Annotated in this window: 19 protein-coding genes and 1 tRNA gene; 10 read left to right on the top strand and 10 right to left on the bottom strand. The window is 62.0% G+C overall.

Features of this window, described 5'->3' with window-relative positions:
• The first annotated feature begins 20 nt into the window (after positions 1–20).
• From NKF25_RS04060 to NKF25_RS04050, 3 genes are all read left to right on the top strand, one after another.
• On the top strand, positions 21–1829 hold the full coding sequence (locus tag NKF25_RS04060) for a flippase activity-associated protein Agl23 (RefSeq protein ID WP_253225421.1): 1809 nt from the start codon (positions 21–23) through the stop codon (positions 1827–1829).
• 110 nt (positions 1830–1939) lie between these two features.
• Complete coding sequence (locus NKF25_RS04055) at positions 1940–3268, top strand: ATP-binding protein (RefSeq protein WP_253225420.1); 1329 nt, start codon at positions 1940–1942, stop codon at positions 3266–3268.
• Positions 3269–3271: 3 nt separating this feature from the next.
• Entirely contained in the window at positions 3272–4090 is an 819-nt protein-coding gene (locus NKF25_RS04050; RefSeq protein ID WP_253225419.1) for an MBL fold metallo-hydrolase, read from the top strand.
• Between the two features lie 3 nt (positions 4091–4093).
• Here the strand turns inward: NKF25_RS04050 and NKF25_RS04045 are convergent, their stop codons facing one another.
• The 6 genes from NKF25_RS04045 to NKF25_RS04020 form a co-directional block, all read right to left on the bottom strand.
• Positions 4094–5503: an arylsulfotransferase family protein gene (locus NKF25_RS04045; RefSeq protein ID WP_253225418.1), complete on the bottom strand. Its 1410-nt coding sequence runs from the start codon at positions 5501–5503 to the stop codon at positions 4094–4096.
• 78 nt (positions 5504–5581) lie between these two features.
• Complete coding sequence (locus NKF25_RS04040; protein ID WP_253225417.1) at positions 5582–6538, bottom strand: DUF5787 family protein; 957 nt, start codon at positions 6536–6538, stop codon at positions 5582–5584.
• 311 nt (positions 6539–6849) lie between these two features.
• Complete coding sequence (locus NKF25_RS04035; protein WP_253225416.1) at positions 6850–7251, bottom strand: GNAT family N-acetyltransferase; 402 nt, start codon at positions 7249–7251, stop codon at positions 6850–6852.
• A 71-nt stretch (positions 7252–7322) separates the two neighbouring features.
• Positions 7323–7643 (bottom strand): CTP synthetase, encoded by a 321-nt coding sequence (locus tag NKF25_RS04030; protein WP_253225415.1) that lies wholly within the window; start codon positions 7641–7643, stop codon positions 7323–7325.
• Positions 7643–8560, bottom strand: coding sequence for a glutamine-hydrolyzing GMP synthase (guaA, locus tag NKF25_RS04025; RefSeq protein WP_253225414.1), 918 nt, complete (start codon positions 8558–8560; stop codon positions 7643–7645). Before guaA ends, NKF25_RS04030 begins: the two co-directional genes overlap by 1 nt.
• On the bottom strand, positions 8560–10206 hold the full coding sequence (locus NKF25_RS04020) for a CTP synthase (protein WP_253225413.1): 1647 nt from the start codon (positions 10204–10206) through the stop codon (positions 8560–8562). The genes guaA and NKF25_RS04020 overlap by 1 nt, the downstream gene beginning before the upstream one ends.
• A 185-nt stretch (positions 10207–10391) precedes the next feature.
• On the opposite strand from NKF25_RS04020, the gene radB reads away from it, so the two are divergent.
• The gene (gene radB / locus NKF25_RS04015; RefSeq protein ID WP_253225412.1) at positions 10392–11090 is read left to right on the top strand and encodes a DNA repair and recombination protein RadB; all 699 of its coding nucleotides are present in this window, start codon (positions 10392–10394) and stop codon (positions 11088–11090) included.
• Between the two features lie 86 nt (positions 11091–11176).
• Here the strand turns inward: radB and NKF25_RS04010 are convergent, their stop codons facing one another.
• The gene (locus tag NKF25_RS04010; RefSeq protein ID WP_253225411.1) at positions 11177–12319 is read right to left on the bottom strand and encodes a CBS domain-containing protein; all 1143 of its coding nucleotides are present in this window, start codon (positions 12317–12319) and stop codon (positions 11177–11179) included.
• Positions 12320–12414: 95 nt separating this feature from the next.
• Here NKF25_RS04010 and NKF25_RS04005 point away from each other — a divergent pair, with 95 nt between their 5' ends.
• Entirely contained in the window at positions 12415–12717 is a 303-nt protein-coding gene (locus tag NKF25_RS04005; protein WP_253225410.1) for a lycopene cyclase, read from the top strand.
• 173 nt (positions 12718–12890) lie between these two features.
• The gene (locus NKF25_RS04000) at positions 12891–13559 is read left to right on the top strand and encodes a hypothetical protein (protein ID WP_253225409.1); all 669 of its coding nucleotides are present in this window, start codon (positions 12891–12893) and stop codon (positions 13557–13559) included.
• A gap of 479 nt (positions 13560–14038) precedes the next feature.
• Here the strand turns inward: NKF25_RS04000 and NKF25_RS24140 are convergent, their stop codons facing one another.
• The 3 genes from NKF25_RS24140 to NKF25_RS03990 form a co-directional block, all read right to left on the bottom strand.
• Positions 14039–14164, bottom strand: coding sequence for a hypothetical protein (locus NKF25_RS24140; RefSeq protein ID WP_256486598.1), 126 nt, complete (start codon positions 14162–14164; stop codon positions 14039–14041).
• Positions 14165–14396: 232 nt separating this feature from the next.
• A complete protein-coding gene (locus tag NKF25_RS03995; protein WP_253225408.1) occupies positions 14397–14603 on the bottom strand; it encodes a hypothetical protein in 207 nt (68 codons plus the stop codon).
• Positions 14604–15175: 572 nt separating this feature from the next.
• Positions 15176–15249 (bottom strand) — tRNA-Val (locus NKF25_RS03990).
• A 166-nt stretch (positions 15250–15415) separates the two neighbouring features.
• Between NKF25_RS03990 and trpD the strand changes: the two genes are divergently transcribed.
• From trpD to trpG, 4 genes are read left to right on the top strand one after another with little or no spacing between them, the layout of a single operon-like run.
• Positions 15416–16420 carry an anthranilate phosphoribosyltransferase gene (trpD, locus tag NKF25_RS03985; protein ID WP_253225407.1) on the top strand — a complete coding sequence of 335 codons (1005 nt, stop codon included), beginning with the start codon at positions 15416–15418 and terminating at the stop codon, positions 16418–16420.
• Entirely contained in the window at positions 16417–17055 is a 639-nt protein-coding gene (locus tag NKF25_RS03980) for a phosphoribosylanthranilate isomerase (RefSeq protein WP_253225406.1), read from the top strand. Before trpD ends, NKF25_RS03980 begins: the two co-directional genes overlap by 4 nt.
• A complete protein-coding gene (trpE, locus tag NKF25_RS03975; RefSeq protein ID WP_253225405.1) occupies positions 17052–18668 on the top strand; it encodes an anthranilate synthase component I in 1617 nt (538 codons plus the stop codon). Before NKF25_RS03980 ends, trpE begins: the two co-directional genes overlap by 4 nt.
• Complete coding sequence (trpG, locus tag NKF25_RS03970) at positions 18665–19276, top strand: anthranilate synthase component II (protein WP_253225404.1); 612 nt, start codon at positions 18665–18667, stop codon at positions 19274–19276. Before trpE ends, trpG begins: the two co-directional genes overlap by 4 nt.

Below are 19276 nucleotides of genomic sequence, written 5' to 3'. Positions count from 1 at the left end.
ATCGTCGGTAACTTCAGACGATGCAAGGTTCCGACACCGCCCAGAAACGTACTCGCCCGCTCACGTCGAGCGACGAATCGAGCCTCCTCCAGCGACTCACCGAGCCGGTCCCTCTCGTCGTCCTCATCACCGTCGTCGGGCTTGCCCTCCGCCTCGTGAGCCTCGGCGCGCGTGTCGCCCATCAGGACGAAGCGAGGGTTGCGTACTGGATTTACACGTACTCGCAGAACGGCGTCTGGTACTATCGACACATCATCCACGGCCCGTTCCTGATGCAAGTGAACTCCATCGTGTTCTCGCTGTTCGGTGCGAACGACTTCACCATGCGGTTCGTCGTCGCTCTCCTGGGTGGACTGCTCCCGCTCGCCGCGCTCCTCTTCCGGGAGCGACTCAGGCCCTCCGAAACGGTCGCACTCGCCTTCCTCTTCGCTGCGAACCCCGTTCTGCTCTACTACTCGCGGTTCATGCGGAACGACGTGATCCTCGGGGTCGCGATGGTGTTCGCGCTCGGCTTCCTCGTCCGCTACTTCGACACCCACCGCCTGTCGTACTTCTTCGCGGCCGTGGCCTGTTTCGCGCTCGGCTTCACGATGAAGGAAAACGCCCTGCTGTACGTGGCCTGCTGGGTCGGCGCGGGCGTCCTGCTGTACGACCACCGACTCATGCTCAAGCGCGTCGGCAACGAGGGAATCGGGGCGGCCGTTCCGCGGCGCTATCGAATCGGCGCGGTTCGACTGATGGAAGGGGACCGGTCGGTCATGAACTCGGTTCTCAAGGCGCTCGGGGTCGGCCTCGCCGCCGTCATCGAGTTCCTGATCATCTTCATCTACTTCTACGCGCCGCGTTCGCAGAGCCAGCCAGGTCCCGGCCTCTGGAAGTCCCTTTCGCACCCGGAAATGATTCCGAAGGTGCTCGTCGCCGCGACGGTGACGGTCGGAAACAACTTCATCGGGTGGCAGGGACACGCCGACCACGCCTATCTCCCCTACCTCGAACACCTCCTCACGACGCTGAAAGTCGGCGCGTTGGCGCTCTGTATTCTCGCGGTCGTGGGGTTCGTCCTCGACCGCTATTCGGGTGACCGCCCCCGTGACGTCGTCGCGTTCGGCTTCTACTGGGGCGTCGCCAGCATCCTCGGCTACCCGCTCGTGATGGACATCAAGGCCGGATGGGCCGCCGTTCACGCCATCATCCCGCTCGCGTTCCCGGCGGCCGTCGGCCTCGCGCTGGTCTTCCGCTGGGGATGGGAAGCGTACGAGGACCACGACGACGTGAGCCTCGCGGCCGCCGCCGTCCTGCTGTTGCTCGTCGTCGCTTCCGCCGGAACGACGGCATACAGCACGACCTACCAGCATCCACAGGACCCCGATAACCAGTTCGTCCAGTACGCACAGTCCTCTTCGACACACTCGAAGCCGCTCCTTCATACCCTCGAACGCATCTCACGCGAAAACGAGGGAACGGACGTGCTGTTCTACGGGAGTAAGTTCTACTCGTCGAACGAGGCTGCGGACGACGTGTATCCCGTCGAGAGCGGTGAAGGCGGCGAAGGGTGGTTCGCCCGTCTCCCGCTCAACTGGTACCTCGAATCCGCCGACGCGCAGATGGCCAGCACACAGAACGCCAGCAACTTGCGGGGGGACAAACCGCCCATCGTCATCGCACCGGCCAACGTCTCGACCTGTTCCAGCGAGGACAGCACCGCGGAGGACATCGAGGGCTACATGTCCGGGTACACGCGCTATGAGTTCCAACGGTTCAGTTACAACAGTGGCTGTCACATCAGCACGACGGTCATCTACGTGCAGAACAGCTCTCTGTCGTCGTAACGCCACCGCGCGAGTGTGTAAGTCGACCCTTTACTTTCGGCTCACGAAACGCGTGGCGAGCGGGACGTCTCCGACGCCCTTAAGATTCTGCCGTGATTACCCACGGGAGAATGAACAGTGGGGCGCTGGACGTAATCGAATTCTTGCTCACTGCGCGGATCTACAGCGAGAATAGAGATCTGGACGAAAACGACCTGCCACCGGCGATTCGGCAGGTGTTCTGGCACGATGGAACGATAGAGCGGCCGCTTCGGACGACCATCGAGACGGCGCGCGAAGCGACCGGTCTCGATCAACCGTGGGAAGCGATTTCCGAACTGATGTTTACCGACCGGGATACCTTCTCGGGCGGGCTCGAACTCACTCAACAGGAGATGGCCGAAGAGTGGCTCGTTGACCGCGACGAGGAGCGAGTCGAGCGCAATCCGGCGCTCGCCTACGCCCTCGAAGACCGGGATGGCGTGGACGTTACCTACGACGAGGTGCGCGAGGCGAACCGTCCCGTGCAGTCCGACCGGGCGTGGATAGACAGCCTCCTCGAAGAGCACTTCGACGAGGACGAAGACGAGGACGGCGAAAGCATGCTCGACCTCGTGGACGTCTACGCACCCGAGGAAGTCGAACTGACGCTGGACGACCTCGTGCTCACGGCGGACCAGGAGGCCGAGATTCACAAAATCGTGAAGGCCATCGAACACCGCGAGTATCTCGCCCAAATCGGGCTTCGAGAAATCGGGAAACTCCTGTTCGTCGGGCCGCCGGGGACGGCGAAAACCTCGACGGCACGGGCGTTGGGATACGACTTGGACCTGCCGTTCGTGGAGGTCAAACTGTCGATGATAACCAGCCAGTATCTCGGCGAGACGGCGAAGAACGTCGAGAAGGTGTTCGAGGTGGCGAAACGGCTCTCGCCGTGTATCCTCTTCATGGACGAGTTCGACTTCGTCGCCAAAACGCGGCGAAGCGACGAGCACGCGGCGATCAAGCGCGCCGTCAACACCCTCCTGAAGAGCATCGACAACATCTCGCTCATCGAGGACGACGTGTTGCTCATCGGCGCGACGAACCACCCCGACCAACTCGACGCGGCGGCGTGGCGGCGGTTCGACGACATCCTGAACTTCCCGAAACCCGACGAGGGAATGCGGGCGGACATCCTCCGGGTCATCACCCGACGGATGAAAATCTCGGATTTCAACCCCGAGGAAATCGCGGAGTTGACCGAAGGGCTGACGGGAAGCGACCTGCGACTCGTCCTCCGCGAGGCCGTACTGGAGGCGTTGACCGAGGAGCGCACGGAACTCACGCAGGAAGACCTCCACTACGCGATTCAGGACTTCGAGGAGCGTGACCACCTGAAGGACATGGACATGATCGACGGCGACCACGACGCGCTCGTCGCGGGCGGGGACATCAGCGGTCACTCACACGACCACTGACCGATGGAAGTCACCCTCCTCGGCACCGGCGACACGACGGGGACGCCGACGGCTGGCTGTGACTGTGACACCTGTCTGGCGGCCCGCGAACGCGACGTCGAACGCTCGCGTTTTTCGGTTCACGTCCGCAACGAGGAGACCGACGAGTGCCTGCTCATCGACGCGAGTCCCGACTTTCGCTCGCAGTTTCTTACCCACGACGTGCCGCTTCCGGACGAACTGCTGGTCACGCACATCCACTTCGACCACCTCGACGGGTTGGGGAACGCCTACCGACTGTTCGACGCCCTGCCCGTCCACGCGACGAACGAGACGGACCCGGAGACCGGCGAGAGCGTCGCGGAGACGATTCGGGACAAGTTCGACTACCTCCAACAAATCACGGTTCACGACCACGAACCGCTCTCGTCGTTCTCGGCGTGCGGGTTCGACGTGACGTTCGTCCCCGTCGAACACCCGCCGCTGCTCTGTTACGGTGTCGTCGTGGAGGGGGACGGGTCCAAACTCGCGCTCACCGGCGATACGGGGTATGCGATTCCACAGGCGTCCCGCGAGGCCCTCTCGAACGCCGACCTGTTTCTGGCCGACGCCATCGTTCCGGCGTCGCTCTGTGAGTACCACCCGGCGGGAGGCCGCCACCATACCGACGACGGCGTTCCGCGCACGTTCGGCTACAAACACATGACGCGAGAAGGAGCGCTCTCGATGGCGGACGAACTCGGCGCGGAAGAGACGCGACTGGTGCACGTCTCGCACTTCTATCCCGAAGAAGAGGCGTTCGAAGAGCCGCTAGCGATGGACGGCGAGCAGTACCGAATCTGAACTCTATTCCTCTTTCCGGATCAACAACGCGGCGGTGACGAGCAGTCCGGCGATGCCCACGGCGACGCCGAATCCGGGCATCGACGTGTCCGAATCGGCCGTCGTCCCGGAACTGAGGTTCGCGTTGCCGCCGTTATCCCCGTCGCTGTCCTGTACGCCCCCGGAATCGTTCGATGCGGTCGTCGTGTTGTTCGGCTTCTGGCCATCGGCCCAACCGTGGATGGAGTTGAGATAGGCGTTACACTGCTTCATCGACTGCGGGTCGTAGTTGTCGGCGGCACCTTTGAGTTGGTAGCTGCCGGTCGCGTTCTGATCGGCGATTGTCGGACCGTTCGATTCGTCACCCGTTCCGATACGCTCCACGTCGTAGACGAGCCACGGCGTGTAGAACTCCCACTTGACGGTGCCGTTCGGCGACACTTGCATCACGCGCTCGTGCTTCGAGTCGCCGAGGAGGGTGTCCCCGTTCGGCAGGCGGTCGGCGTCGCGGGGCCACGAGAGGTCGTCGCCCTTCCCGAGCGACCACGTTCGGTTCCAGTTGTCGCCCTCCTTCTGGTATTCGACCATGCGGTTGTTGTCGGAGTCGGCGACGAGCATCGTCGGTTTGCCGTCCTCGCTCTCCAAGTAATCGGGGTTGTGTTGTTTGTTGAGGATGCTGGTGTTCCCGGGTTCCCCGAGTTTCATGTCGATCTTATTCGTGGAACGGTTGATGACGATGGCTTGGTCGAAGTTGCGCGGCGAGACGAGATACTCGCCCTCGCCGATCTTCTGCACGTTGTTGACGTGCGTCCAGTCGTGGGTGTAGTTGTGGTAGCCGGTCTTGGCCGTGTCCTTGGGGTAGTGGTCCCGGAAGTACCAGCGCCAAACGACCTTGTCCTTCTTTAAATCGTAGACGAAGACGCTGTCGTCGTTGCGCTTTGCCCCGTCCTTGTAGTTGCGCAGGTTGGCGACCAGCAGTTGCGTGCCGTTGTTGATGAGGTCGACGTCGTGGGTGTCCTCGATGTCGAGGGTCTGACTCCAGACGTGCTTCTGGGTTCGCGGGTTGAACTCGTACACGACCGTTTTGCCGTTCTTCGTCCCCGTGACGAACAGGTTACCGTTCGGCATCGGGTCCACGTCATACCCCCAGACCATACCGTGGTCGCCGGTGTGATGGACCCACTTCACCGTTCCGTTCGGGCCGATGGCGACGAGTTTCGCGTCGCGTTTCTGCCCGCCGTCGACCCACGAATAGCCCTGTACCGCGACGACCGTCGTCCCGTTCACGGACTGCGTGATGGTACCCGTACAGGGATTGGAAGCAACGCTTCCCTGGTCGTCCGATTGGGCAACCAACGTCGGGGTGAACAGGGAGAGACAACACAAGAGTATCGCGCCGACGGCCAACGACTGCCGCCGGGAGAGCGTCTGCATACAACCCCATTCTTGATCCCGGTTCTTGTATGTTCACACTTCACGTCCGTCACTCGACACCTTGTTTTCACACCTAAGCTATCCGAATCTGTCGAGTCCGGACTGCCGACGCGTTCGTCCTGTCGGGTCCGCGACCCACGGTGTCCGATCGTCTCGCTCCGCCTCCCAATCGACCGTTGGCGGGTTGGCGGGGTCGTAACCCGGACACTCCGGCCCGCAATTCGCCGGATTGACCACCCGATCCTTCCAGCCACAGTACGGAACCCCGCCCGAGTGCGATTCGACCGCCGCACACCCTGGCAAGTCGTAACTCCGCCACCCCTTACCGTACGCCCGCTCCGCCATCCGCCTTCGGCGTTTTGCCTTCGCCGCGGCGCTCGCCACGCGAACGTCGGTTCGCCCGACGTGCGTATCGATCAGTTCGGTTCCCGCTCCTTCGCTGTCGAGAGGTGTCGGCTCTCGAATCACCTCCACCCTCGCCGCTTCGGCGTCGAACCGCCAGACGCCCACCGCCTCCGGAATTCTATTCAGATGCGCGCCGGTGACGTAACTCTCGGTCGCAAGGATCACCTCGTCCACCAGTCCCAGACTCACGTCCTTCCGGAGTTGGGTTTCGAGGTCGCCGGGCGCGGCGAGGTCGGGTTTGTTCTCGATGCCGATCAACCGCCCGAACCAGTCGGGATACCGCGCCACCTGTCGGACGTACTCCCGGCCGCCCCGTCGATCGCGCTCGAAAAAGCCGATTTCGACCGCCCGCTCGACCATCTCGCGGGCGTATTCCGGCGACGTGTCGAACGCGTTCCGCCAATAGCACGCCTCGCCGACACCCACGTCGCTCTCGATAGCGGCGGCGGGAATCCGCTCGCTCGTGAGTTCCGTCCGCGCCGCGAACTCCGGGCCGGGTTCGACGCACAGCACGTCGATAACCCGATTCGACGGCGCGTGGACACCGGCACCGATCTGCCGGGCGATGATCCGCTCCGTCGTCGCTTCGAGGTGCGTGCATAGTTTCAGTTCGAACGGGAACTCTCGCACATGATTGGGGTGGGGCTGTGAGCTGAAAAATACCTCGGACGAACCCGTTCACGATGAAAGAATTCCGATTTTGGTTCCACTACGACAACGACTTCCGAGCCGCGAACACCACGACCGCTCGAGGGAATCGTTCTTTTTCTTCGATTTCAGTAGCCGAACCGCATGAGGACCGCCCCGCACCGCGACCGCCTCGGGACGACGTGGTACGGTTTTCACGCAACTCAGTTGCTGAAATCACAATAGAACCAACCACTTCTCGGAACGCGTAACGACGGGATTGCGTTCGGAGTAACGGTAACAGTATCCTCGATTCACATCCGACGGTACATCCCACGCGAGGCGGGCGCAGTGTACTCGAAGCCGAACCGCTCGTAAAAGCCCTCCACGTCGGCCATGAGGTTGACGTAGGCTCTTTCCGGCGCGTTCTCCTCCAGGTACTCCATCAACCGTTCCATCATCCGGGACCCAAGCCCCTGCCGTTGGTGGTCGGGGTGGACGGCCATGTCGCCGATTTGGTACACCATCCCGCCGTCGCCGAGGATGCGGGCCATCCCGACCGTTTCACCCGTTTCGTCCACGGTTATCACGCCGAAAATCGTGTTCGGGAGCCCCTGCTCGACGGCGTCCCTGCTCCGGGCGGACATTCCGGCGGCGTCGCGGAGGGCGACGAACTCGTCGACCGTCGGCAACTCGTCGCGGACTTCGTAGGACATGAAAAAAGGTTGTTTCGGCCGTCGTTAGTTCTACCCATCGCGGCCGAGTCCGTCGATAGTTCTCCGACCGATCAGACCGCCAGTTCTTCCGCGACCGTCTCCACGCCCAGCAGGTCCGGGTCGAGGATGAGGTCGGCCTGACTACGGGCGAACTCCGGGATGGAGTTCTCGTCGTAGACGACGACGCGAACCTCGGGGTTCAGGTCCTTTGCGACCGCGATTGAGGTGGCCTGCCCGACGTCCATGAGGACGAACAGGTCGGCGTCGGTGATGGCGGCGTCCTCCAGCGCGGGGCGGGAGGCGACGCCGCCGATGGTCGTCAGTTCGACGCCCTCGGATTCGAGGGCGCGACCGAGTCCGTCTTCGTCGGAACCTGCGATGACTGCACGCATCACTCGTATTCGATGGTCGCCGGGGGCTTATGTGTCACGTCGTAAACGACGCGGGCGACGTTTTCATTCTGGCCCGTGATACGCGACTGGATCCGCTGGAGGGTCTCCCAGTCGAGTTCCTGTGCCCGGGCGGTCATGCCGTCGCGCGATTCGACCGAGCGGACCGCCACGATCCAGCCGTGGACGCGGTTGTCGCCTTTGACGCCGGTAGCCTTGCCGACGACCGCGGCGAACGCTTGCCACGGGTCGTACTCCTCCAGTTCCTCCTCGACGACGTGACACGCCTCGCGGGCGACTTGGGCCTTCTCGGGCGTGACTTCGCCGACGACGCGGACGGCGAGTCCGGGGCCGGGGAACGGCATGCGCTCGGCGATGATTTCCTCCATGCCGAGTGCGCGAGCGACCTCGCGTACCTCGTCCTTGTAGAGGTCGCGGACGGGTTCGACGATGCCGTCGAAGTCCACCACGTCCGGCAGTCCGCCGACGTTGTGGTGGGACTTGATGCCGCCCTCGCTCTCGATCCGGTCGGGGTAGATCGTCCCCTGCACGAGGTAGTCCGCGTCCGTGACGCGCGCTTCGCGCTCGAACTCGCGGATGAACTGCTCGCCGATGACCTCCCGCTTTTCTTCGGGGTCGATGACGCCCGAGAGCGCGTCGAAGAAGCGCTCCTCGGCTTCCACGACTTCCAGCGAACTCATGTACGAGAACGTCTTTCGTATCTGGTCCGTCTCGCCCTTGCGCATCAGGCCGGTATCGACGTACACCGGCGTGAGTTGGTCGCCGATGGCCTTGTACGCCAGTCCGGCGGCGACGGACGAATCCACGCCGCCAGACAGCGCGATGATGGCGTGTGAATCGCCGACAGTTTCTCGAATCTCCGCAACCGCTTCCTCGATGAATTTTCCAGTGTCTACCATTAAGCTTCGACCTCCTCTCGTTTCTCCGCCTCGTCAAGCACGGCGTCCAGCAGGCTGACGAACGGTGGGCTGGCGCGGTCCGGTCGGGAACGGAACTCGGGGTGGAACTGCGTCCCGAAGAAGTACGGGTGGTCCTCCAGTTCGAGGATTTCCATCCGGTTTCCGGCGCGACCGGAGAACACGAGGTCCTCGCCTTCGAAGTCCTCGAAGTACTCGGGATTCACCTCGTAGCGGTGGCGGTGGCGCTCCGTGCAGCTCGTGCCGCCGTACACCCGCTCCGCGAGCGTTCCGGTCTCGATCTCTGTTTCGTGTGCACCCAGCCGCATCGTGCCGCCCATGTCCTCGATTTCGTACTGTTCGGGCAGGATGTCGATGACGGGGTGTGGCGTGTCAGCATCGAGTTCGGCGGAGTTCGCGTCGGTCAGACCGAGGACGTTCCGGGCGTACTCCACGACGGCCATCTGGAAGCCCAGACAGAGGCCGAGGAACGGGATGTCGTGTTCGCGGGCGTAGCGGATGGCTTCGATCTTACCTTCCGTCCCACGGCTGCCGAACCCGCCGGGGACGACGATGCCGTCGGCCTGCTTGAGTCGCTCCTCGTGGTCGTCGTCCATCTCGTCGGAATCGACCCAGAGGACGTTCACGTCGACGTTCTTCTCCAGTCCGGCGTGTTTGAGCGCCTCGTGGATGGACATGTAGGCGTCTTCGAGCGCGTACTTCCCGACGAGAGCGATATCGACTTCGCCCTCGGTTTCCTGCGTGACGAGTTCGCGCCAGGCGGTGCTCCGTTCGTCGCTCGGCATCGCCTCGTCGGTCAGGTCGAGTTGCCCCATGACGTAGTCGTCCAGCCCCTCTTCCTCCACGACGAGCGGAACGTGGTAGATGTCCTCCACGTCCGGGTTCGAAAACACGGCGTCGGTCGGGACGTCGCAGAACAGCGCGATCTTCTCCTTCGTCTCGGGTTGCAGACCGTCGCTACAGCGCCCGACGAGTACGTCGGGTTGCAGACCGATGGAACGCAGTTCTTTCACGCTGTGCTGGGTCGGCTTCGTCTTCTGCTCGCCGTTCTTCGAGTGCGGAACGAGCGTGACGTGGGTCAACAGGAAATCCTCCTCGTCCTGTTCCGTGGCGAATTGGCGGAGCGCTTCGAGGAACGGCATGCTCTCGATGTCGCCCACGGTGCCACCGACTTCGACGAGACACACGTCGTGGCCTTCGGCGGCCTCACGAATCCGGCGCTTGATCTCGTCCGTGATGTGCGGAATGATCTGGACGGTCTTACCGAGGTAGTCACCGGCGCGCTCCTTCTCGATGACGTACTGGTAGGCCTTCCCGGTCGTGATGTTGTGGTCGAAGGTCATGTCGATGTCGAGGAAACGCTCGTAGTTGCCCAAATCGAGGTCTACCTCGCCACCGTCCTTCAGTACGTACACTTCTCCATGCTGATAGGGATTCATCGTCCCCGCGTCCACGTTGAGATACGGGTCGATCTTCACGGCAGTCACGTCGAACCCGGCGTTTGCGAGCAGTCGCCCAGTGCTCGCGGCGGTAATGCCTTTGCCAAGTCCGGACATGACGCCCCCTGTGACGAAAATGAACTTCTTCCCCATCTCGGGGTCGTAGTCTGTCTCGGGGTCAGTCGGCATACTGAGTTTCTGCGAGCGGTCTTGAAAATCGTTTCGGAGGCGTCCTGCTTCGCCAGAAGATGGCATATGTTGGATACATCAGAGTTCGACCGTGAGATGAATTCGAGGAACTGAACGGAGGATGATTTCGACGTCAATAGCGTGAAAACCGGAACCTTTTGCGTGAGAAGCGCCAAGGCCGGAGTGTGACTGACGCCGAGAAACTGACGACAGGGTGCCCGCCGGTGGACGACTTGCTCGGAGGCGGATTGGAGCGCGGAACCGTCACGCAGGTGTACGGCCCGCCCGCCGCCGGGAAGACGAACGTCGCGCTGGGGGCCGCGGTGGAGACCGCGCGGAACGGCGGCACCGTGATCTACATCGATACCGAAGGACTGTCCATCGACCGGTTCGAGCAGATCGCGGGCGCACGGGCGGACGACGTGGACGAAGTCGCGTCCCGAATCGTCATCAAGGAAGCGCTCGATTTCGGGGAGCAAGAAGAGGCCGTCAAGGACGTCTCGGAGTTCGCCGAGCGCGCCGACCTCGTCGTCCTCGACAGCGCGACCGGGTTCTACCGCCTCGAACGCGGCGACGACCGGGAGGGTGGCGAGGCACTCCGAGGGGTCGCCCGCCAAGTGACACATCTCCTCTCGCTCGCACGCAAACACGACATCGCGGTGTTGCTGACGAATCAGGTGTACACCGACCCGGATTCCGACGGAACGCGCCCGCTCGGCGGGCACACGCTCGAACACTGGACGGGTATCGTGCTTCGAGTGGACCGCTTCCGCGGCGGCAACCGCCGGGCGACGCTCGAAAAGCATCGGTCGAAACCGGCCGGGGGGCGAACCCAATTCCGAATCACGGATTCCGGACTCGAAGGGCCACAAGAGAGCGTTTGAGAATCGCTCCGATCGAGGGTAATTCCGGAGCAGTCGAAAAACGGGAGAATCGTGGTTCGCGGCCGCGTCGGGTTTTCGTCGGCCGTCTACAGTTCGTTGAGTTTCCGGAGCAACTGCCCTTCGTACTCGCGGTCGCTCTGGACGCCTTTGAGTTCGAGGACGTTACGCTCCAAGGTGTCTCGGGCGACGTTGAACGCCTGTTCGGCCCCGTAGCCCTCGCCGGACCCGGCGACCTGACCGCGGTTGGTGCGGAGGCGAATCTTACACTGAACGAGCGGCGTGCCGCGGAGTTTCTCCTTGTGCTCGTGGAACCTCACGTGCGCGTGGCGCACCTGCATGTCCTGGTACTTGTCGGTGATCCCCTCGACGCTCTCTCGGATGGCCTGCCGGGTGATGGTGTCGAGGAGGTCGATGTTCGTGATCTGCACGTCCATGTGATCCTCCTCCGTGTAAGTGAGCGCACGGAGCACGTCGGTCTTCGTGAGGACGCCACCGACGACGCGGTCGTCCTCCTCGGACGTGACGACGAGTCCCGCGTAGTTCTTCTCGAACATGCGTTCGACTGCCGTCTGCACGGAATCGCCGAGCGAAATCGTCACGACGGGGCTGTTCATCACGTCGTACACGGGAAGGTCGAGCATACGGTCGCTGTCCCCCATCCGCTCGCCGCGCGTGGGCTTGTCCATGTTACGGGTGACGAAGTCCACGATGTCGTGGGTCGTGACCATACCCGTCAGGAAGCCGTTCTCGTTCACGACGGGGAGGCGGGAGATGCTGTGCTCGCGCATGAGATTGATGACGCGTCCGAGCGTGGCATCCTCCGGGATCGTGACGGGGTTTTCGGTGTAAATCTGCTGGACCGTCAGGGCGTCCAAGTTTTCGAGGACGCCTTCGAGTATGATGTCCTCGTCGATGATTCCCCAGAGCGTGCCATCCTCGAAGACAGGTGCGACCTTCGACCCGCCTTCGACGAGGGCGCGGGCGACGTCGCGCACGTCGTCGTCTCGGTTCACTTTCGGTGCCGGTTTCGTGAGTGTCGCTACTTTGGTTTGGTCCTCAATATGTGACTGCAGGAGTTGCTTTTGCGTGATGACACCGCTGTACTTGCCGGCTTCGGTGACCACGATTCCCTTTGGGTTCTCCTCTTCGAATATCGAGCGGGCCTTCCCTAGTCGCTCTTCCGCTTCGATTTCGAAGTAATCTGTGGTCGCAATGTCAGAGATATCCATCGGCGTTTTGAATGACGCGTCCATCGGTCTTGAACTTTGTCGCGGAGAAGGCATGTTAGCGGGGTTTTTCCCGGTTGGAAACCTAGGTTTCCGACGTGTTTCCCGACATCGGCGCGGTGTTCGGTCCCTACACCTATCTGGTCAGTGAAATTCTGTTCGGATCGGTCGCGTTGTGGCTGCTCGTTCGAGCGGAGGCGCTCCCGCGTGCCGCGAAAACCCTCCTCGTGATTTATCCCATCGGGTTCGTGTGGGATTGGTACACCCTGACGATCGGTGTGTTCGCGATTCCACTCCGTACAGGGGTCGAACTACTCGGCATTCCGCTCGAAGAACACATCTTCATCGTCGTCGTCCCGGCCCTCGTCCTCGGAATACACGAGAACCTGCTCCGGCGGTGAAACGGGGTGAAAAAGTCCGTGTAACGGGTCATTACCGCCAGACGGCGACGGGGTACAATTTATCTGAAGTTTTTGGTAACCACTCGTTTACGGCTGGTAAATGGTGAATAACAAAGAACAAACCCGGCAATGTTCGAATCCATGCTGGGTTACGAGCAAGGGGTGGCGTAGTAATGAGCACAATCGGTGACTCCTCAGGCACAGGAGACAACAACACGGACAACCAACCAAGTGAATCGGACTCGACTGTCGCCGAGCAGGTCTCGGATATCCTCGACTCGAATCGCTCGCACGAGGAACGAGCAACACCGCTCTCCCGCGATATGGTTTTTGACGTGCTGAAAAACCAACGGCGACGGTACGCGCTCCACTATCTGAAACAGGCCGACGAAACCGTGCAGTTGAGCGACCTTGCGGAACAGGTCGCCGCGTGGGAGAACGACACCACGGTCGGCGCGATCTCGGCGGCGGAGCGAAAACGGGTCTACACCGCACTCTACCAGTCCCACCTCCCGAAATTGGACGACGCAGGAATCGTAGATTACAACCAAAACAGGGGTATCGTCGAGCTCTCCACTGCGGCGGAACAACTCGACCCATATCTCGAAACGAATACCAGAGACGACATCTCGTGGTGCAAGCGATATCTCGGAATCGCGGCCGCCGGATTCGCACTGCTTACCGCGGCGTGGCTCCAGGTCCCGCCGCTCGCGGGAGTCACTGATATCGGACTCGCACTGTTCGTCGTCGTCGCGTTCACCATCGTCGCCATAGCACACACCTACGACGCACGGAACGCACCGTCAACCGGCGAACAGGCACCCGAAGTCTCCGACGAGTAATTCGGATTCGGCTTTCAGACCATCGATATCCGGAGCCACGGGGGTGTGGTTCACCGATGTGATGGCTCAGAATGGGGGGTTCTTCTCACCCATCTCTCGAATCGACCGTTACCGGACGGTAGACCCTCCGTGAGCCGATTTTCTGATTTCTCGGTTGTGAGCGGTTGCACGAAGCACGGACCGATCGACGAGGAAAAACCAGTAAACTGTTATTAACAGACATATTGTAGTCCGCTATCTCGTTCGGACGAAGTGGCTACTCGAAATCCGCTCATTCTACGGGTTTCCTAACCGAACGATCCGAGACGTTGACTGTACCGATGTGCTGATAGTACTCGAATAGTATCCATCCACGATCATCAGAAACCGCCTGTTCGTGGTCAGTGTGAGCGTTCCGATCCGTCCGGAACTCCCGTACGGCATCGCCCTCCCCGGCACGATTCGTTTTCGCCGGAAGCGATTATTCCGTCACCCGTTTTTCACCCGTGAAGTCGCGGAAACGCGACTTTGACCGTCCCCTCCGTCCGATAGAAGTAACTCCGCAAGACGAGATACGCCGGACGAACCAACAGGGCGTCGCTGTAACGGGCAGGCGCTTGGAACACATACCTGCCCGCTTCGGGCTATCGGAGTATGTCCCGACCGATTTTCCGAAAGAAAAGCGTACCGCTCGGCAATCGTCCCCGGAAACGCGTTCAGCGTGTGTCGAACCGATCAGCACGAAGGCGATACTGGGTTCGATTGCTGCGGTGGCCCCCCTCTACGACCATCGTCCCGCCGCGTCGAACTCGTGTCGAGTGCTCGTTTCCGTCTGTTCGAGCGGATGGAGTCGAGTGGCTACTGCTCCGCCGTGTCTCGGTTGTGTCTGTGGATCGTGATCAGCACAAAGGCGGTGACTCCCAGCACGAAGTAGAGGAACGCCGCAATCACGACGTCGATTATCGTCGCGAACCAGATGAGGTACCCACCGATGAGCAACGCGAGGATGTACTTTTGTCGTCGCTCGATTCGGTCGAGTTGGGTCTGGTGGGGGGATTCGTCCATACTGGATCGTGATCGAACGAAACTATATATTTACTCTTCGGACGTTTTGTGGTTCGGCTGAACTCTCTCCATCCGACCCTGATCCATCGCCGTCGAAGGTCGAGAAACGTCACCTCTTTTGATTGGGATTGGACGCGTAAAATAGGATAGTCAGCGTGACTCCCATCGTGACGGCCTTGAGGGTTTCAAGTTCACCGAACAGTATGCTAACGAGTAGGTAAGACAAAGTGGATACGGCCCCAATGAGGGCAGCGTATCCACCACGCGATAGATTTCGCGTCCACTCGTCGAGACGATGGTAGAAGTGGTGCACGTTTCTCATAAGCTACATTTCGGTCGGTGATGCATCAGTGTTCTTCTGTTCTTGCGTACTCTCTTTGCATCGTTTTCAACTCCCGATGAACGGAACGGCATCCACCGGAAGCAGTCTCCTGAGAAAATTTGAGCGGGTTGGCCAGATTTGAACCACGGTCGTTTCGCTGCGCTCCACTCCCTGATTCAAATCTGCCAAACGAGTATTTTCCGCGCTACCGCGACTCGCTTCGCTCGTCGGTTAGTAGCGCGGAAAAGTATGGGTTTGGGCAGATTTGAACTGCCGGCCTCCTCCATGTCAAGGAGGTGTCATAACCAACTAGACCACAAACCCAGTCGGCCTCTGTCTGAACGCATTCATCAGTTACCCGCAAGGGTAATTGAACCTTTCGAAACGCGCCGCCCTGTCACGGTTTTATTCGTGAACGTACCGCACGACAGCTTTAAGTTGATGTACGTATGTGTTCATTGTAACCCAAAGAAGTTCATTGGTGTTCACTATGCAGGATTACATCGAACTCGTTACGGACGGTCAGGATTTGACACTCACCCAAGCACGGGAGGCGGCTACGGCCGTCTTCGACGGGGCCACGGAGGCCCAGATCGGTGCGTTGCTCACCGGGTTGCGCGCCAAGGGCGAGACCGAGGCCGAAATCGCTGGCTTCGCGCAGGGAATGCGCGGAGCGGCCCGGACGATTTCCCCCGACCGGACGCCGCTCGTTGACACCTGCGGAACGGGGGGCGACGACTACAACACCATCAACGTCTCGACGACGTCCGCCATCGTCGCCAGCGGTGCGGGGGTTCCGGTGGCGAAACACGGCAACTACTCCGTTTCCTCCTCCTCCGGCAGCGCCGACGTACTCGACGAAGTCGGTGTCGTCATCGACTCCGAACCGCCCGCCGTCGAGCAGGCCATCGAAGAGCAGGGGATCGGGTTCATGCTCGCGCCGGTGTTCCACCCGGCGATGAAGGCCGTCATCGGGCCACGCAAGGAACTCGGCATGCGAACCGTGTTCAACGTCCTCGGGCCGCTGACGAACCCCGCTGGAGCGGACGCGCAGGTCGTCGGCGTCTACGACCCCGACCTCGTTCCCGTCCTCGCCCGTGCGCTCTCGCACATGGACGTGGATCACGCGCTCGTCGTTCACGGTTCCGGCATGGACGAAATCGCGATCCACGACGAGACGACGGTCGCCGAAGTCGAGAACGGAAGCATCGAGGAGTACACGCTCTCGCCCACCGACCTCGGCGTGGAACAGCACGACGTGTCCGCCGTCGCCGGTGGCACGCCGACCGAGAACGCCCGCGACCTCCGCGGCATCGTGGAGGGGACCGTGGGCGGCGCGAAGCGCGATATCATACTGGCGAACGCCGGGGCCGCGATCTACGTCTCCGGACGGGCCGACTCGCTCGAAGACGGCGTGGAACAGGCACGACAGGCCATCGATTCGGGAAGCGCGGGCGAGAAACTGGCGGCGATGACGGGGGCGTTGTCGGCATGACTCGCGTAAAGATTTGCGGCCTGACGAACGAGGACGACCTCGCGGCCGCCATCGGCGCCGGAGCCGATGCGATCGGCTTGCTGGTGGACGTCCCGGTCGATTCGCCGCGCGAAATCAGCCCGGACCGGGCCGTCGAACTGGCCCACGAAATACCGCCGTTCGTCTCGACGGTGTTGGTAACGATGCCCGAACGAATCGAGCGAACCGTCGAACTCGCTCAACTCGTGGAACCCGACATCGTACAGGTCCACGACACCAGCGTCGGCGACCTCGCGTACCTCTCGTCGAACATCGACGCGAACGTGATTCCCGTCATCGCTCCCGACACCGACCGGCCCGAGCGATACGACACCGTGGCCGACGGCCTGCTGCTCGACGCGGGTAAGGTCGGCGGCACCGGTGAAACACACGACTGGGACCGGGCACGGGAGCTATCGGACTCACTCTCCTCCCCGGTCCTGCTCGCGGGGGGACTAACGCCCGAGAACGTCGCGGACGCGGTGGAGACGGTCGAACCGTTCGCCGTGGACGTCGCCAGCGGCGTCGAATCGAGCGGCGGGGAAAAGGACCACGACGCCGTCGAATCGTTCGTCAGAAACGCGAAACGTGGTCGACAGGCAATCGCTCATCAATGAATCGAGGGAAGTTCAGCGAGTTGGCGGGGAGTATCGACTGTAACGAAAGCGACGACGGGGACGCCAACGACGGTGCGGTCGTCTACGTCTCGGCGGAACTCGACCTCGACGCGTCCATCGACCCGCTCACGGCGTACTCGACACTCGGTGGTGGGGAGTACGATTACCTCCTCGAAAGCGCCGACAAAGTCGCCTCCAGCGACCCGTACGGCGCGTTCGACGCGGGCACACACGAGGCCGACACCGGCCACCACAGCCGAGCACGCTACTCCTTCGTCGGCTACGACCCCGCGGCGGTGGTGTCCGTCACTCCGGACGAGACCGACGTGCAGGTGCTACGCGAGAAGTGGAATCGTGAACTGAACGCCGACGGCTCCGAGGACGACGACGTGCTCGACAGGCTTCGGACAGCGCTCCCTGACGTCCCGCGTCGCGGGTTTCCGGACGGCGAAGGGTTCTGTGGTGGACTGGTCGGATTCCTCGCGTACAACGCCGTCTACGACCTCTGGTTGGACGAGCAGGGCATCGAACGCCCCGACACGGAGCTACCCGACGCGCAGTTCGTCCTGAGCACGAAGACGCTCGTCTTCGACCACGTCGAGGGGACGCTGTCGCTCGTGTTCACGCCGCTCGTTTCTCCGGACGACGACGTCGACGAACGGTACGACGAGTTGGTGGCGGAACGTGACCGCGTCACCGAGAAACTCGAATCAGCGACCGCACCGTCGTTCGGCGACTACCGTCCGAAAAGCGGGACGGCAGGGCCGCAGGACGAGTACGAGGCCGCGGTGGAGCGGGCCAACGAACACGTCACGGCGGGCGACATCTACCAAGGCGTCATCTCGCGCAAACGAACCGTGGAGGCGGATATCGACCCGCGGGCGCTGTACGCGGCGCTCCGGGACGTGAACCCCTCGCCGTACATGTACCTCCTCGGCTACGACGACCTGAGCATCGTCGGTGCGAGCCCGGAAACGCTGGTTTCGGTGCAGGACGAGGAAATCGTCTCGAACCCCATCGCGGGGACGTGCTCGCGCGGCAACAGCCCGATGGAGGACCGCAGGCTCGCGGGCGAACTCCTCGCCGACGAGAAGGAGCGTTCGGAACACGCCATGCTCGTGGACCTGGCGCGAAACGACGTTCGACGGGTCGCGGAATCCGGCAGCGTGCGCGTCGAGGAGTTCATGAACGTCATCAAGTACAGCCACGTTCAGCACATCGAGAGCACCGTCACGGGAGCGCTCGCCGAAAACCGCGACGCCTTCGACGCGGTGCGGGCGTCGTTCCCGGCGGGGACGCTGACCGGCGCGCCGAAAATCCGCGCGATGGAGATCATCGACGACCTCGAACGGACGACCCGCGGCGTCTACGGCGGCGGGGTCGGGTACATCTCGTGGACCGACGACGCTGACTTCGCCATCGCCATCCGGACGGCGACCATCTCGCACGGAACCACCGACGAAATCACGGTGCAAGCGGGCGCGGGAATCGTCGCCGACAGCGACCCGGCGTCCGAGTACGAGGAGACCGAACAGAAGATGGGCGGCGTGTTGGCCGCGCTGGATCGACTGGAACCGGGAACGGAAGCCGTCGAAATGGAGGCCTCCAAATGACGCGCCTGCTGTTCGTGGACAACTACGACTCGTTCACGTACAACCTCGTGGAGTACGCCGAGGACGCGCTTCGAGCGAACGAAGCGGAGTTCGAAACGACGGTCGTGAAGAACACGGCGTCGCTCGCGGACATCCGCGACTTCGACCCCGACGTCATCGTCATCAGTCCCGGTCCCGGCCACCCGAAAAACGAGCGGGACGTTGGGGTCACGGCGGACGTCCTTCGGGAGTTGTCGCCGGAAATCCCGACCCTCGGCGTCTGTCTCGGGTTGGAGGCGGCGATTTACGAATACGGCGGCGAAATCGGTCGTGCGCCGGAACCGATCCACGGCAAGGCGTTCCCCGTCGAACACGACGGGAAGGGAGTTTTCGAGGGAATCGAGCAGGACTTTCAGGCCGGACGATATCACTCGCTCGTGACGACCGGCGTCCCGGATTGTTTCGAAGTGAGCGCGACGACGACCCACGAGGACACGGAACTCGTGATGGGAATCCGCCATCGGGAATATCCCATCGAATGCGTGCAGTTCCACCCGGAAAGCGTTCTCACGGCGCGTGGTCGGGAACTGATCGGGAACTTCCTCACCCGGGAGGATCGACTAGCGTAA

The organism is Haladaptatus sp. AB643 (genome assembly GCF_024136975.1).
GTDB lineage: Archaea > Halobacteriota > Halobacteria > Halobacteriales > Haladaptataceae > Haladaptatus.
This window is presented reverse-complemented; position numbering and strand designations above follow the sequence as displayed.